The organism is Haloarcula quadrata (assembly GCF_003634715.1).
Taxonomy (GTDB): Archaea; Halobacteriota; Halobacteria; order Halobacteriales; family Haloarculaceae; genus Haloarcula; species Haloarcula marismortui.
In genome coordinates this window covers 2,437,950-2,454,040 of the sequence record NZ_RBWW01000001.1, presented here as the reverse complement: position 1 = coordinate 2,454,040, position 16,091 = coordinate 2,437,950, and the positions used below count along the sequence as shown (strand labels likewise).

At 52.1% G+C, this 16,091-nt stretch carries 10 protein-coding genes and 4 pseudogenes; 10 read left to right on the top strand and 4 right to left on the bottom strand.

The window, feature by feature from the left end; genetic code table 11:
- The first annotated feature begins 1 nt into the window (after position 1).
- From secY to BDK61_RS12505, 4 genes and pseudogenes are all read left to right on the top strand, one after another.
- The gene (gene secY, locus BDK61_RS12520; RefSeq protein ID WP_121303376.1) at positions 2 to 1,465 is read left to right on the top strand and encodes a preprotein translocase subunit SecY; all 1,464 of its coding nucleotides are present in this window, start codon (positions 2 to 4) and stop codon (positions 1,463 to 1,465) included.
- Positions 1,466 to 1,744: 279 nt separating this feature from the next.
- Entirely contained in the window at positions 1,745 to 2,185 is a 441-nt protein-coding gene (gene tnpA, locus BDK61_RS12515; protein ID WP_049938896.1) for an IS200/IS605-like element ISHma17 family transposase, read from the top strand.
- Positions 2,182 to 3,489 (top strand): RNA-guided endonuclease InsQ/TnpB family protein, encoded by a 1,308-nt coding sequence (locus BDK61_RS12510; protein ID WP_121303375.1) that lies wholly within the window; start codon positions 2,182 to 2,184, stop codon positions 3,487 to 3,489. Before tnpA ends, BDK61_RS12510 begins: the two co-directional genes overlap by 4 nt.
- A 37-nt stretch (positions 3,490 to 3,526) precedes the next feature.
- Positions 3,527 to 4,793, top strand: a pseudogene (locus tag BDK61_RS12505) (SIS domain-containing protein).
- A 170-nt stretch (positions 4,794 to 4,963) separates the two neighbouring features.
- On the opposite strand, the gene BDK61_RS12500 reads toward BDK61_RS12505, so the two are convergent.
- Complete coding sequence (locus BDK61_RS12500) at positions 4,964 to 6,370, bottom strand: sugar transferase (protein ID WP_121303374.1); 1,407 nt, start codon at positions 6,368 to 6,370, stop codon at positions 4,964 to 4,966.
- Between the two features lie 109 nt (positions 6,371 to 6,479).
- Complete coding sequence (locus tag BDK61_RS12495) at positions 6,480 to 7,445, bottom strand: IS1595 family transposase (RefSeq protein WP_121302811.1); 966 nt, start codon at positions 7,443 to 7,445, stop codon at positions 6,480 to 6,482.
- A gap of 67 nt (positions 7,446 to 7,512) precedes the next feature.
- On the opposite strand from BDK61_RS12495, the pseudogene BDK61_RS12490 reads away from it, so the two are divergent.
- The 5 genes and pseudogenes from BDK61_RS12490 to BDK61_RS12470 form a co-directional block, all read left to right on the top strand.
- Positions 7,513 to 7,809: pseudogene (locus tag BDK61_RS12490) on the top strand (ISH3 family transposase); the annotation flags it as partial.
- 436 nt (positions 7,810 to 8,245) lie between these two features.
- Positions 8,246 to 9,430 carry a glycosyltransferase gene (locus BDK61_RS12485; RefSeq protein WP_121303373.1) on the top strand — a complete coding sequence of 395 codons (1,185 nt, stop codon included), beginning with the start codon at positions 8,246 to 8,248 and terminating at the stop codon, positions 9,428 to 9,430.
- A 142-nt stretch (positions 9,431 to 9,572) separates the two neighbouring features.
- Positions 9,573 to 10,712: a glycosyltransferase family 4 protein gene (locus tag BDK61_RS12480; RefSeq protein ID WP_121303372.1), complete on the top strand. Its 1,140-nt coding sequence runs from the start codon at positions 9,573 to 9,575 to the stop codon at positions 10,710 to 10,712.
- Positions 10,709 to 11,818, top strand: coding sequence for a glycosyltransferase (locus BDK61_RS12475; RefSeq protein ID WP_121303371.1), 1,110 nt, complete (start codon positions 10,709 to 10,711; stop codon positions 11,816 to 11,818). The genes BDK61_RS12480 and BDK61_RS12475 overlap by 4 nt, the downstream gene beginning before the upstream one ends.
- A 32-nt stretch (positions 11,819 to 11,850) precedes the next feature.
- Positions 11,851 to 13,290, top strand: a complete 1,440-nt coding sequence (locus BDK61_RS12470; protein WP_167467380.1) for an oligosaccharide flippase family protein — start codon at positions 11,851 to 11,853, stop codon at positions 13,288 to 13,290.
- Between the two features lie 427 nt (positions 13,291 to 13,717).
- Here BDK61_RS12470 and BDK61_RS12465 read toward each other — a convergent pair.
- Together BDK61_RS12465 and BDK61_RS12460 are read right to left on the bottom strand one after the other, a co-directional pair.
- Positions 13,718 to 14,578 (bottom strand): annotated as a pseudogene (locus BDK61_RS12465) (transposase); the annotation flags it as partial.
- A gap of 73 nt (positions 14,579 to 14,651) precedes the next feature.
- Positions 14,652 to 14,960, bottom strand: a pseudogene (locus tag BDK61_RS12460) (ISH6 family transposase); the annotation flags it as partial.
- A gap of 81 nt (positions 14,961 to 15,041) precedes the next feature.
- On the opposite strand from BDK61_RS12460, the gene BDK61_RS12455 reads away from it, so the two are divergent.
- Positions 15,042 to 16,007 carry an IS1595 family transposase gene (locus BDK61_RS12455; RefSeq protein WP_121302811.1) on the top strand — a complete coding sequence of 322 codons (966 nt, stop codon included), beginning with the start codon at positions 15,042 to 15,044 and terminating at the stop codon, positions 16,005 to 16,007.
- The last annotated feature ends 84 nt before the right edge of the window (positions 16,008 to 16,091 follow it).

Here is a 16,091-nt window from a genome sequence, read left to right as displayed (position 1 = left end):
GATGAGCTGGAAAGACACCGCCGAACCACTGCTTGTCCGGATGCCCGCAGTCCAGCGGCCGGAAGGACACGTCCCGTTCAAGCGCAAGCTCACCTGGACAGGGGGCGTGCTCTTGCTGTATTTCTTCCTGACGAACGTGAAGCTGTTCGGGCTGGACATCGACGCCAGCCAACAGGTGTTCGGGCGCTTCTCCTCGATTCTGGCCTCCGGCCAGGGGAGCATCTTGCAGCTGGGTATCGGTCCGATCGTTACGGCGTCCATCGTGTTACAGCTCCTCGGTGGGGCGGACCTGCTCGGGCTAAACACCCAGGACGACCCACGTGACCAGATCCTCTATCAGGGGCTCCAGAAGCTGCTGGTACTCGTGATGATCTGTCTCACCGGGCTCCCGATGGTGTTCGCTGGTGGGTTCCTGCCGGCTGACACGGCGGTCGCGAACTCACTGGGTATCGGCACGGCCGGTGTCCAGTGGCTCATCTTCGCCCAGATGTTCGTCGGCGGTGTCCTCATCCTGTTCATGGACGAGGTCATCTCCAAATGGGGCGTTGGCTCCGGTATCGGCCTGTTCATTGTCGCCGGCGTGAGCCAACGGCTTGTCGGTGGCCTCTTGACGGCCCCGTTCCTCGGGAACAGCGAGGGCATCATCTACACCTGGTACCTGTTCATCACCGGCGAGCGCGGCACCGGGCCAGTGTTGGCCGCTGATGGCCTCCAGACCGTGTTGCTCCAAGGCGAACTGCTGGGGCTGTTCACGACGGTCCTCATCTTCGCAGTGGTCGTCTACGCCGAGTCGGTCCGCGTCGAGATCCCGCTGTCGAACGCCCGCGTCAAAGGTGCCCGCGGCCGGTTCCCGGTCAAGCTCATCTATGCGAGCGTCCTGCCGATGATCCTCGTCCGGGCGCTGCAGGCGAACATCCAGTTCCTGGGCCGGATCCTGAACGCCCAGCTGGGTTCGATGCCGGCGTTCCTCGGCACGTACGCCAACGGCCAGCCGACCGGCGGCCTGTTCTACTTCCTTGCCCCAATTCAGAGCCGTGGCGACTGGATGTGGTGGCTCGAAGGCACGGCCCAGCCAGTCTGGCAGATCCTGACCCGAGTCGGCATCGACCTGTTCGTCATGCTGGTCGGTGGCGCAGTCTTCGCTGTGTTCTGGGTCGAAACCACTGACATGGGTCCGGAAGCGACGGCCAAGCAGATCCACAACTCCGGGATGCAGATCCCCGGCTTCCGACAGAACGTCGGCGTCATCGAGAAGGTCCTTGAGCGGTACATCCCGCAAGTGACTGTTATCGGTGGTGCCTTGGTCGGGCTGCTCGCAGTGATGGCCAACATGCTGGGTACCATCGGCGGCGTCTCCGGGACCGGGCTGCTGCTGACGGTCTCCATCACATACAAACTGTACGAGGAGATCGCCGAAGAACAGCTTATGGAGATGCATCCGATGATGCGACAGATGTTCGGATAGTCCCTGAATATCATATTCTTTAATTTCTCAACGACCTCCGAGCCGCTGCTTTGGCCTCAATCTTCCCTGGCCAAGAGGTGGTCCGCTGATAGAGATACGAGCGCATACCCCCGCCTTCCCGTGAGTGACGAGTGTTCCGACGCTCTGTCGGACCGAGGAGCGAACAGGCGGGGGTCGAGCGGACAGCATAGTGTGACACTCCACCGTTTTATTGAGGGCTGGATTTCCCACCGTTTCCGCAAGACATTTGCCATGACAGGACTATAGTGTGTAGCACGGGTGAAGACCACACGGCACGCAACCTACAACCTCAACTACCACATAGTGTGGCTCCCGAAGTCTCGCAGAACCGACGGTTCTGCGGATATCGCGGAACGCAGTTCCGCTCAATACCGCAAGGCGGTACTGACCGGAGAGGTTGCCGACCGTGTGGAATCCATCCTCCACGAAATTGCCGACGAGAAGGGCTTGGACATTCAAAACCTGACTGTTCAGCCCGACCACGTTCATTTGTTCGTCAGTAGCCCGCCCAAACACAGCCCATCACTGCTCGCCAACTGGTTCAAGCGCATTTCCTCACGGAAGTACAATCACCGCCACACCGACCACGACGGCGAGAAAATCCGGTGGGCACGCGGCTACTACGCCGGCACAGCTGGGCACGTCTCCAGCGAAACTGTCGAGAACTACATCGACCGACACAAGGAGGTCCAAGCGTGACCGAACTCACGAAAACGCTCGAACTGAAGCTTGTGGACCCGAACACCCACAAGCGACAGAAGCTTCTTGAGACACAGGACGCGTACCAGCAGGCACTTCAAGCCGCTTTCGCCGCTGGCTGTGACACACAGTCAGCGGCCAACGACGTGGTTGTTGAGTACGACCTGAGCGGCTACGCCAAAAACGCCCTCAAGCAGTACGTCCCACAACTCTGTGGGAACAGCTATGACGCCGACGAGCTTCACGACAACCACCCGGTGCGGTTCACCAATGAGGGATTGCAACTTGACCACCAGCCACAGAACGCCATCGAGTGGTACGTCAAAATCCCGCACCACGAAGATTACCACCTCTGGATTCCAGCACGCACTAATCCCGAACAGCGGGAGTGGCTCGAAGCGTTAGACGCAGACGACGCCGAGATGGGTGAAAGTCGGCTGTTTGAGCGGGACGGAACGTGGTATCTCCACATCACCGTTACCCGCGACGTGGAGGACCAATCTGAGGCGTCCGCCGACGAGCGGACACCGCCAGATGAGTCTGGCGAGCCCTGTCTCGCTGGACTCGACAGGACGCCGATAGGCGTGGACATTGGAGAAGCGAGTCTCGTCACGGTGTGTCACCGCGACGGCTCTGGTTCTCCGGTTCGCCCCCGCCTGTGGGCCGACGACGGTAAAGCCGTTCGTCGGCTCCGCAAAACCTACTTCACCGCCAAGCGACGGCTTCAGCAGCGCGGCAGTGAGCGAATCGCGGAGTCCTACGGCGACTCGCTGTGGGACCAGATTGACGACGTGTTCCACCGTGTAACCCGTGAGGTCGTGGAGTACGCCGAGTCTGTCGAGAACCCAGTGTTGGTGCTGGAAGACCTGACGTACATCCGCGAGAACATGGACTACGGCGAGTACATGAACCGCCGGTTGCACGGATGGGGGTTTGCCAAGCTCCACGCACAGATTCGCTACAAAGCCACAGAGAAGAGGATTCCCGTCGAGACGGTGAATCCCCGGAACACGTCGAAGGCGTGCCATGCCTGCGGTGAACACGGCTCCCGGCCACGACAGGCGACGTTCAGATGCTCGAACGACGACTGCTGGCTCGGTGAGTATCAAGCTGATGTGAACGGGGCGATAAACATTGCAGACCGCTACCGTAGTGGAGAGAGTCACCGCCGAAGCGACCGGAGTTCCCGGCAGAAGGCCGGTGACGATGACTCGGCTACGGATGGGGCCTCTTTGACCGGGCCACAAGACAGCCACGCCGATGCTGGAACCCAGCAGGAGACGCGTGGAACGTATGCGTCTTGAAACCAACAGGTCGCTACACTCGGCCTGAAATCCCGTGGTGGGATTCCTCCGCGTTCACGCGGAGGAAGAGGTCAAATGCGGTATCATCAGCTGCGCTACCCGCGGCGACGAGACGCTCGATACGTCGGTCCACGGCTTTTCGAAACCGGAGTACCGCGGGTACGACTCCGCCAGCGTCGTGCTGGCGAACAGTCATATCGATATGTGCAAGCACTCAGGCAAAATCGCTGACCTGCGCGAGGCGCTCTCCGAGCACACCTCTCTGGCTCGGTCGGCATCGGCCACACCCGCTGTAGCACGCATGGTCCGCCGACCGACGAGAACGCCCACCTGCATTAGGACTGTACCGGCGATGTCGCGGTTGTCCACAACGGGATCATCGAGAAAGACGTCGACACCGTCCAGTAGGGCCCCAAGGAGACCGGCAAGAGCGGCTACGACCACTTCATGCTCAAGGAAATCCACGAGCAACCGCGCGCGCTCCGGCAGTGCCTGCGTGGCCGCGTCGACGAACTCGCCGGGACGGTCGACATCGGCGACCTCGGGGACCTCTCCCCGACCGGCGTCCAGTTCGTCGCCTGTAGGACCTCCTATCACGCCGCCCTGCACGGTGCGCAACTGTTCCGCGAAGCGGGCATCCCCGCCCAGGCGTTCCTCGCCAGCGAGTACGCGACCGCGACGCCGCCTATCGGCGACGCCTTAGTCGTCGGCGTCACCCAGAGCGGCGAAACCGCGGACACGCTCTCGGCACGTCCTCGACCGGCGACGCCAGACAGGTCATCAGCTCGCTCCGTGACCTCCCAGGCCACGTCCAGGAAGTCCTCGACGAATCTGCCGCCCGGGAGATCGCCGAGCTGTACCAGGACGCCAGCGCCTACTTCTTCATCGGCCGCGGCTACCAGGAGCCCATGGCGCTCGAAGGGGCACTGAAGATGAAGGAGATCACCTACAAGCACGTCGAGGGCTTCGCCGCGGGGGAGCTGAAACACGGCCCACTGGCGCTGGTGACCGAGAACACGCCCGTGTTCGCTATCGTGACCGGAAACGACGAGCGCGCCCGCAAGACCATCGGGAACGTCAAAGAGGTCGAAGCGCGGGACGCCCCGGTGGTGGCGATTACGGACGGGCAGAGTGACGTCGAACGATACGCCGACCACGTGCTCGAGATTCCCGAGACGCATCCGCGAGCAGCTGCCGTGTTGGCGAACACGCACCTGCAGTTGGTGTCGTATCATACGGCTGCGTTGCTGGGGCGAAACATCGATAAGCCCCGTAACTTGGCGAAAAGCGTGACGGTGGAGTAACGTAGACCGCTACTTGCGTTCCTCACGATTTTCTGGTAGGTCTGGTAGTTTGAGGAGCCTCATCACCAATTTAGCTATTATCGAATAGATACAGGCCGTGGTATCAACCGCTGATCTCAAACGGAACACTCAGAAAATAACGCAGAGGCATGGATTTATTTACACGTATTCTATCGAAGGATTGCTGTCTGAACCGCAGTAAGTATATCGCCGAGTACTTTCCAGATCTGCCGGATAACTAGCTTCACGTCGAACGAAAAGGACTGTTTGCGAATGTACTTCAAATCGAGGCGGAGTTTTTCGGATGGATTCGTACTCTCGATATTATTCACCTGTGCAAGACCCGTTAGCCCAGGCTTGACGAACCACCGCTGGCGCCACGACTGTGTATCCGCTTCTAATAGGGACTCTTCCGCTGTCCAGACCGCTCGCGGCCCAACAACGCTCATATCGCCAACGAGAATCGACCAGAGTTGTGGAGTCTCGTCGAGATGCGTTCGACGGAGAACTTTCCCGACAGCAGTAATACGGTTGTTTTTCTCATCTTCCACCGGTGTCGCTGACTCCCCACCGGGGGCCATACTCCTGAATTTGTAGATATTGAAAGCTTCACCGAATACCGCGGTTCGTTCCTGCGTGTACAGAATTGGCCCGCCGTCATCCATTTTGATAGCTACTGCAATCCCCACAATCACAGGCGACAGGACGACTAATCCGACCGTCGCAAACACGATGTCAAACGCCCGCTTGAGGATATAGTCCTGTATATCCCAGGGTTCGATTTCCACGTCAACCAGCGTTCCGACCTCATCGCTGGCAGTCAATACGGAGTCCGTATGGTTTCGGTGCACCTTCGCGCCGACACCGTACTCATAACAGGCATCGAGCGCACCGAAGAATTCCGCCCGGTCGGCATGCTCAAACGCCAACACAACAGTATCGATATCGTACTCGACGAGTACGTCTTCGATCCGTGAGAGGCCACCCAGGCGTTCCAACCCATTAGCGCTGAGTCCGCCGTCGGCAATAGCTTCGGTCCGTTCGGTAGTTGTAACGACACTTGTCGGACAGAGGTAGCCCAAAAGCGTCCCATCGACCGCACTGGCGACTTCTTCGATCACCTGAAGGTCATCACCGACAACGAGTATCCGCTCGCCGTTCGACGACGGACGTTTCCGAATCCACACGAACCACGCAGGCAATGCTAGCAGCAACAACGGCGTCACCAGCACGACAGTCAAGCGCGGCAGTCGATACGTATAGTCGAAATACCCGATCGTCGCCAGCACGAGAACTGCTACGAGCACCCGCTTTTGGGCCAACACAACAGTATCGAGAATCCGCCGTGGGCGGGGCTTGTACAGCGGGAGGAACACACTGACAACGACAGCGATTGTGACCAGAAGTTCGAACGTAAACTCCGACCCTGTCGGGGGGTCGGTTGGTAGCCGATCAAATATCGGGATGGTAGTCGCTGTCGATTGGATGGTAGCATTGTTGATGAGTGTGATGGCGACGGCCGTTAGCACGGCCACGCCGGCCACACTTGCAACCCGATACCGCCAGCCACTATCCATTACCAGTGTCATTACCGAGTTCCGGCATAAGTCCTGCGTCCTGGCGCTCAGATACTGAAATTACGGTCTGTTGATACGAGATTGAATTATCCTGAGGCTCTTACATAACTCAGCGAAACACGTTGACGACGAAGCAGTCAAGAAGGCCGTGTAGTGGTGCTCCAGCGAGGTTTAACGTCCGTACGAACCCGTAGGTTCGGACGGACTGCTCCAATCCAGGCTTGGAGAGGCCGCGGAACTTCTGTAGCCATGGATTCACTAGCGACCAGAGGCATTCGACTTGGTTGATGTGGACGCCGTCATCAGTGACAAATTCTTCGGAGTGAACAACGGTCTGCTCGTTCTTGTAGACGAGTGGCGCGTACCCGCGCCACCCGTCGTGCCAGACCTCATCCAGTTTCCCTGAGAGAATCTCTACCTCATCAAGTGCTGGTTTGAGTTCTTCCGGTTGAGCACCTGGCTCGGCGCGAATTACACGAAGTACATCACGACAGGCACCGATCAGCGTCATGGTATCGCCAGGTGCTCCTTCCCACCGTGATCGCCCCCCTTCCCCAGAGCCGCCGCGGGAAAGCCCATCCCGCGGCGGCGTCTGTCCCTTGTAACCAGAGCACTTGTGGCCGGTTTCGTCGATCTGAGTTGGGCCGTCGATAGCGTGTTGGATGCGCTCCCAGACGAGGTAGAAGCCGCGCTGGAAGGCGGCTTCTACCTCTCGAATCGTGGAATGAACCGTGTCGTAGACCGCTTCGAAGAGCTGGGTGATTTGGTGGATGCTGAGAAGTGTGTCGGCATAGAGGACGAACGCAATGACGATTTCGCCAGGAGAGAGAGTGCGGCCTTCGAAGGGCGTGTTGCGGGTGTAGGAGAAGACATAGCGGCAGTTGGTGCACCAGACCCGGGGACTGCCGTCCCCGGACTGGATGGCGGTTTCACCACACTCCGGGCAAGGAGCTTGTTCCCATGCCTGCTTACAGCGCCGCTCGATTTCCTCATCGAGCGGCTCTGGGCGCAACACTATTGACGTGAGCTCAACAATATCCTGTAGCATCCCGCCGAAGGCTGTTTGATTGTACATAGCAACTAGCCTACGGCGGGATGCTGTAATTCTCGGGGTACTGTTTCACTCAGTTCGGTAAGAGCCTGAGAAGAGCTACGAGACATTCCGCGAGGCACGTGCCCTGACAACAACACCATCGACGACAATTCGGCTTTTCTACGTGGGCGTTGGATTCCTGTTGGAGCAGCTGTGGATCGTATTGCAGTGGGCAGTACTCGCCCGACCACGGCGTGGCGGGCGAGTACTCCCGACAGATTTCACGTTCAACGACGCGTTTCTCCATGGAATAGAAGAGGTGCCGGACGATGAACTCGGCTGGAAGGAGGAGCATCAGACGAACGGCGAAGGACTCCCACCAGGATACGAGCACGGACTCGGGTGAGCCGCCTCGCTTCGCGAAGCGAGGCTGGCGAACAGCGACAGCTATCTTTTGACGGCCGTCGAAACAACTGCCACAGCAGACAACAGCCAAGTATTTGAGATTTCTCTAACTCGGTACAGTGTCATGAGTAGGATTCGTCTCGTTTCGACCTCCTCACCGTGTTAAACCGAATTCTTGCCATCGGCGCTATCGGTGGAGTGGACAACTAGCGAGTGTAGTAAGCCGACGCATGATTCTCGATGAGGAGGCGTCTGTGTGCACAGCGGATACCTCCTCATCCCTCTTGAAAAGTAGCCTCGATAAGCCGCCGCTGTCACGTGGTTCTTCTCTTAGCTAAAGACGGATGGCTGAGCAAGTGATACAGGCCTCAATGCGGTTGTAATCGTGAAGATTAAGTCTGTTAGAAGAGAACTGATTTAGAAGCACGCCAACTAACATGGCAAGAATACTTATTCTCTGTTCGCGGATTCCCTATCCTCTAACTGGCGGTGCGAAGCTGAGGATGTTTCACACCGCTAAGCAATTAGCCAAGGAGCACAAGGTGGAGTTAGTAGCAATAGATAGAAACTCCATCAATGGCGATTACAGAGCCGCCTTAAATGACGTTGTCGAAAACTTGGAAGTGTTTTCATACTCAGGATATAGGTTTTATTCTAATGCAGCTGCGGGTATATTATCAACGAAGCCTCTTCAGACGCACTATTTTTACTTTGAGGAAGTAAATGAGTGGCTCAATAATAATGAATCGAGATTTGATCTCATATATAGTAACCACGTAAGAACAGCTGAATATACTCGTTCAAGAAGTGTGCCGAAAATAATCGACTTCGTCGATGCTATTTCTAGAAATTACAAGAATTCAGTGACAGATGCAAGTGGGATATGGAATGTGATATATCCTATTGAATGGAGAAGGTTGATTAAGTATGAACGCTTCGTATTAGAGGAATTTGACAATAGCATTATAACAACAGAAGAAGATAAAATATTTATAACATCTGAAAAATCACCAAGAAGCAATATTTCTGTGATACCGAATGGTGTTAAAAAAGAGATTTTGGAAAATAATAAGCAAGACTACAATATCAGTGGTGATCCGCAAATATCTTTTCTCGGAAAGATGGACTATTCTCCAAATATTGATGCAGTATCATACTTTGTTTCAGAAATACTCCCTATTATAAAGCGGGAATACCCCAATGTAGAATTTAATATAATTGGAACTCAGCCAGACAGAAAAGTTCAAAAGCTCGATAGAGAGGAAAATGTAAATGTCACTGGCTATGTGGAAAATCCCATTGATTACTTAATGAGCTCAGATGTTTTCGTTGCACCAATGCGGCACGGCGCTGGGCTCCAGAATAAAGTACTAGAAGCAATGGGATTAGGACTTCCCGTTATCGCTAGTTCACTTGCTTGCGAAGGTATTGAATCGACCAACGGTGACGACGTCATTATGGCAGACTCTTCACAGGAATTTGCTGAGGCCGTTAGTAAGACCTTGCAAGATCCGATCTATCGCGAAAAGCTTGGGCAAAACGCACGAGCATTAGTCAGATCAGTGTATACATGGGACAGCATTGGCGAAGACTTGCTAGACATTGTGGCCAAAACAATCTAAGACCCGCTATTATGAGTCAAATCCGAAAAAATAGTCGATGGTAATGGTGAGGGATAGCCTGTGGAGAACAGCCTATAAGTTGAATCCATCTGGGAGCATGAAACCGGTAGGTAATTAAGCCGATTACCCCTGACGGAACACTATGAAAGAGGAGTCCAAAGTACATCTGTACCACAATGTTGTTTCTCCCTACCGGCTCCCCTTATTTGAAGCGCTTGCCAGTGAATATGATTTGAAGGTGTTTTTTGCGAAAGAGGAAGAGTCGGGTAGGAAGTGGAATACAGATATAGAGAACGATTTCGATTATGAGTTTTTAAATTCGGTCGATATAGGCCCGATATCAATAACATATACAGCAATACTGGCGATGATAAAGGATAGACCAAATATCCATATCCACACAGAAACGCATCAGACTTTATTTTCGATATTGTGCTCTGTTATTTATACGAAAATATTTGCGGGAAAGATAATATTATGGACTGAGTGGATAAACACGAGATACAGCGATTCCAATTATTCTCACTCTGGCTTTAAATACCTGAGATCCAAGTTAGGGGACATATTATTTGCCATTGTTCGGCCTATAATATACTCAAACTCAGACGTTTTAATAGCTTATTCTGAGAAAAATAAAGAATTCCTTCTAAACAAAGGAGTAGATGAAAATAAGATAATCGTTGGTAGGCAGGTAATGCCAGAAGAATGTCTCAAACAAGCTGATGCTGGATTAGAAGAGAGCCATGTGATTGAAGGCAGCGATACGATATTTCTGTATCTGGGCTATTTAGTTCCCAGAAAGGGTGTAGAAACCATGATTAAAGCTTGGAAGAAAGCGGATCTACAGGATGCTCGCTTGGTAATTGCAGGTGATGGTCCTTGCAAGGATATCGTAAAAGTTGCTTCAGAAGAGGAGGAGTCAGTTAATTGGCTAGGATATGTAAGCGAAGAGGCTAAATCTGAGCTCTATAAGACGGCAGATGTATTTGTATTTCCTACCCATCATGATCCCTGGGGATTGGTCGTTAATGAAGCGGTATATCATCGCACTCCGGTAATTACCACAACGGCTGCGGGCTCTGCTCAGCTTGTGCGTGGTTTAGATGCAGGTGCTATTATTGAACCTGGAAAAGAAAATGAGCTATCTGCAGAAATGATTAGAATGACTGATCATGAATATAGGAGCCAAAAGATGCCTGATGAGGAAGACGGCCGCTATGCAACGAGTGTTCACTCCGGTATCAAAGTTTTCAGAAGAGCAATAGAGAGATGTAACAGATGACCTCAATAGGAATCTACCATCCAGATCTGAATAGAGGAGGGGGCTCTGAGTCAGTCACATATAATATTTATGATGCCCTTTCGAATCAGTACGACGTAGAGTTAATAACAGGCTCCATCCCAGATGAAAATAGGCTAAATAACCTATTTGGACCAAGTTTAAACCTCGAGTTCAGGCTGCTGCCTTGGTATGGAAAGGCGGCTTCGAAAGATATACAAAAGGGGTATAAATTACGCCATGCAATTTCAGCACGTTCTCTAGAACGTATTTCCTCAGAGTACGACTGTATTATAAGTGGATACAATGAGATACCAGATATCGAAAATAAGATTTCTTACATTCACCATCCAATTTACCTTTGTCAAGAGTTTCCTGAGCACAGGAGCGGAAGGCTAAGCAACTGGTATGATAAAGGCTGCAGGATGGTGTCAGGGTACTCAAATTTAAATGAAGAAACTATAGTCACGAACTCACAGTGGTCGTCATCTATATTAGACAATTGTAAAGCTGGAGATATAGACGTAGTTTATCCACCAGTAGACACCTCTAGTCTGTCCAATATAAACTGGGAAAATCAGGAGAATGGTATTGTAGCGGTTGGGCGTGTTAGCAGCGATAAAAGAGTTGACGAAATTATAGATATATATAGTCATCTGAATGAGAGGGGAATGTTAGATAAATGCCATATAATCGGAAGGATACCGTCAAACAGATATGGACAAAAAATATTGGATAGGGCCAAAAAGATTGATTCTTTGAACATTCATGGAGAGGTAGCACAGAGCACCCTATACGAGATTCTCGCTAAGAACAAGTATGGAATACATGCAAGGGAAAACGAGCACTTTGGAATGGCAGTTGCTGAAATGGTCGGCAGTGGTATGTTACCCTTCGTCCACAAATCTGGGGGGCAGGTAGAGATTGTCAATGAGATAGATTATCTGACATATACAGGGAAAACCGATGCAGTAGAAAATATCTCCGAGGTTATATCGGATACCCGGCTGCAGAAGAAACTTCTGGCAGAGCTTCCTGAGTGCGAATCGAATTTTGGAAAAAAGCGGTTTGATGAAAGTATAAAAAACATTGTCGATAATCACTTATGAGAGATATTTTTAACCTCAACATCGGCGATACTATGTCATTTGTTTCCTTTGGAGACGGAGTATCATATGTGCTGAGATTTTGCACAGTAGCATACCTTTCGAGTAATATTTCATTAGAAATTCTTGGAGCCTTTTTTTTGTATCAGGCCATTCTTTCTGGTGGAAGCATTTTAGCAGATCTTGGTATACAGGGTGCAATCATAAAGAGAATGAGCGAAGGGAAAGACGTTGACGAATTTTTTTCTGCTGGCCTGCTAACTATTATAGGACTTTCATTTATTACATCGCTGCTTATACTGTCGGCATCTGGCCTTATCAATTCGTATGTCGGCAGGAGTGTTTCTGTTCTCATAGTTGTATCACTAATACCAAACGAACTCGCGCAGTTCGTGAGGAGCAGTATACAGGGTGAAGTGCGTACTGAGATACTGCCAATATTGTCTTTGGCTAAAAGCATAGTATGGTTATCCGGAGCTGTTCTCGCAACCTGGTCAGACCCGATATTTTTAAGCCTAGTAACGGTATCAATCGCATCAAATATATTTCAGATATTAATTGGTGCGATATTTTTAGAGTCAGGATTTTCTATCCCGAAAAGATTTCATTTCGAAAACTTGGCAAGCTTCGCGAAATATGATGTGTTCTCTTATTTAGAGCAATATATAGTTGATAGGTCTGCAATTTTAATCATAGGACTGTTTTTGTCCAATTCTATGGTTAGTGTTTATGAGATTGCATGGCGTGTTTCAAGCGTATTTCTCTTGGTAAACACATCCATCGTGAAGGTTTCATTTCCAAAAATGAGCTCATGGTCGGCATCAAACGCCTACGGTAAAATAGAAAATCTGATAAAGGATGTTATATTCATCGGAACCTTCTTCGTTATTCCAGGGATATTCGGATCGATAGCTGTGGGGAGTATGATATTTGAATCATTTTTCGACATTACCTTTGAGAATATTAGTATACTGCTCTCTGTCCTTATTCTTTCAAGACTGTTTGAAGGAGTTGGAGATGCTCTGAAGAATTTAGTTTCATCGATAGGGCGGCCCGACTTGAGCGCAAGAAGTGTCATATTAAATGTGATATTGCAACCAACATTATGTTATATCCTGATACCACCATATGGTCTATTTGGAGGTGTTATCTCTGTATGTGCCACTTTATTGTGTGTTTTGATTTATGTATATTATATAGTCCCGGAGAGCATTGAAATTCAGCTTCCAATCTACGAGGCTATTGCCCTATCACTAATATCAGCCATAATGCTGCTTGCCTTGATTAATGCAAATATGATAATGAATGACAATGGTTTATTTAGTACCTCAGTCGTTGTAGTATTGGGGGTAGGAGTGTACATTATCGGTGTAGGGATTGCAAATTCGATTTTTGAATTCATAGACAATTCCAGTATTTTGTTTGAGCAGTATACTAAGATCAGAAACCGAGTTGGGAGTATTCATACTAAATAACCAAACATCTGATTATTTTTAGTAGTATAGAGAATATTTACTCGAACAACTCTATCGCCAAGCATCGGCCAGAAGAGGAGCGCATATCGTTCGGTCTCTGAGGTCAGTTCCAGCTTGAATTGTGCTGAAAATCGTCGTTCAACAGCGCTACGGTGTCGTCGAGGTCGGCGCGCTCATCAACGAGGAGCTCAAGCGACGGTAGTCACCAAACAAAAAGAACATACACCACGTTTTCGGGATGTAGAGCGTCTACAAACGAATAACGGTCGAATCAGACTGAGTTTGAGATGTTTTCACGGCGATACTGTGCATTGGCCGGCGATTAGCGGGAAGTCATGGAGCAAGTGGGAGTGAACAACCGATATCGTGCTCAGACCGAGAGTCCTGCGGCTTGCCGCAGGCGAGTGACACGTGTTGAATCACTCTCTCATCCGGCTTTCCGGAGAGAGTTACCGACCGCCCGGACGAACGTCCTGGCGGTCACGACTGGCGGCGATCTGATTTCTCGTTCCATACCGACTTTCACCAGAAAGTCGGTGAGTCGCCACAGATTGTACAGCAATGCTGCGAACGTGAAGTTGAACAACCGCACTCGGTAGTCTGTTGAGGAGGTCTTTGGAAGGTATGACTGCACCGACTTGTACTGGTTTTCGATATCCCAGCGGCGGCTGTAGCTGTTCATCACGTGAGCGATCTCGTCGGGATTGACGTGATCGCGGTTAGTCACGAACACGGCATACTCACCGTCAGCGTCGTCACTGGTGGCTGGAACGTATAGATATTCTGCGGTATGGTCGACGTCCCCGTCTATTCCGACGGGGACGTCGTGGTTGACAGCGGCGTCTACCCCATGTTTGCTCTTGATGCGCTTGATTGCCTTGTAATCTGACTCGTATTTCCCCACTGGCATCGTGTACAACAGTCCACGACTGTTGATCTCTGCACGGACGTTTCTGGCGTAGAAGCCACGATCCAGTAGCACTTCGTCCAGATCGACGTACTGCTGGGCTCTCGAAAGCAGACGCGTAACGACGTCTGCTTTCGAGTCAGCGGGCGTCTCAGCTGGCTCCCAGTCTGAGTGTTCCTTGACGCCTTCAATCCCCAAAATGATCGGAACATCGTTCCCGACGATTGTGATCGTCGCGAACGTGTAGCCGTGCTTCAATTCACCGTCGTCGACGTACCCGCTTACCATCGGCGGGTACGTCGACTTCGGGATCTGCTCGTCCTTATCGATCCACGGCCAGACGTGGTAGGGGACGTGCGTGAAATCGACGGCCGCCACGAGAGTGGTCAGCGTAACGTTTGCACATCCGGGACAAACTTCTCAATCCAGTTGTTTGGTCGTGTCGCAAAGCGGTCTAGAGTTTGCCTCTGGTACTCTCAATTGAGAGGTCATAGCTCATTGCTGTTTTGGTGGATCGCTGGAGCAGTTCATCAAGGAACGATTGGTAGTACTCCGGATCAGCGTATTTCACCAGCCGAAGTTGGAGTATCGCCTCTAATCCCTCTTTTGTCCAGCGCATCCACTGGTTCTTGCACCGTTTGCTGACTTCGCCCATCAGTCGTTCGATGGGGTTCGAGGTCCACGGCACCTCGAACCCCTCGATGGCCGCCTCAGCGAAGGTTACGATCGACGGCAACCACCGCCGAAGATACCCCGCAGCCTGTCCCGTTTCGAGTTGGGCTCTTACCGAACTGAGTGAAACAGTACCCCGAGAATTACAGCATCCCGCCGTAGGCTAGTTGCTATGTACAATCAAACAGCCTTCGGCGGGATGCTACAGGATATTGTTGAGCTCACGTCAATAGTGTTGCGCCCAGAGCCGCTCGATGAGGAAATCGAGCGGCGCTGTAAGCAGGCATGGGAACAAGCTCCTTGCCCGGAGTGTGGTGAAACCGCCATCCAGTCCGGGGACGGCAGTCCCCGGGTCTGGTGCACCAACTGCCGCTATGTCTTCTCCTACACCCGCAACACGCCCTTCGAAGGCCGCACTCTCTCTCCTGGCGAAATCGTCATTGCGTTCGTCCTCTATGCCGACACACTTCTCAGCATCCACCAAATCACCCAGCTCTTCGAAGCGGTCTACGACACGGTTCATTCCACGATTCGAGAGGTAGAAGCCGCCTTCCAGCGCGGCTTCTACCTCGTCTGGGAGCGCATCCAACACGCTATCGACGGCCCAACTCAGATCGACGAAACCGGCCACAAGTGCTCTGGTTACAAGGGACAGACGCCGCCGCGGGATGGGCTTTCCCGCGGCGGCTCTGGGGAAGGGGGGCGATCACGGTGGGAAGGAGCACCTGGCGATACCATGACGCTGATCGGTGCCTGTCGTGATGTACTTCGTGTAATTCGCGCCGAGCCAGGTGCTCAACCGGAAGAACTCAAACCAGCACTTGATGAGGTAGAGATTCTCTCAGGGAAACTGGATGAGGTCTGGCACGACGGGTGGCGCGGGTACGCGCCACTCGTCTACAAGAACGAGCAGACCGTTGTTCACTCCGAAGAATTTGTCACTGATGACGGCGTCCACATCAACCAAGTCGAATGCCTCTGGTCGCTAGTGAATCCATGGCTACAGAAGTTCCGCGGCCTCTCCAAGCCTGGATTGGAGCAGTCCGTCCGAACCTACGGGTTCGTACGGACGTTAAACCTCGCTGGAGCACCACTACACGGCCTTCTTGACTGCTTCGTCGTCAACGTGTTTCGCTGAGTTATGTAAGAGCCATAATACTAATACTCCCACCGTACTACTCTGCCGATGGCATGTGAATACTGATGCAGGAGGGACCCAAGA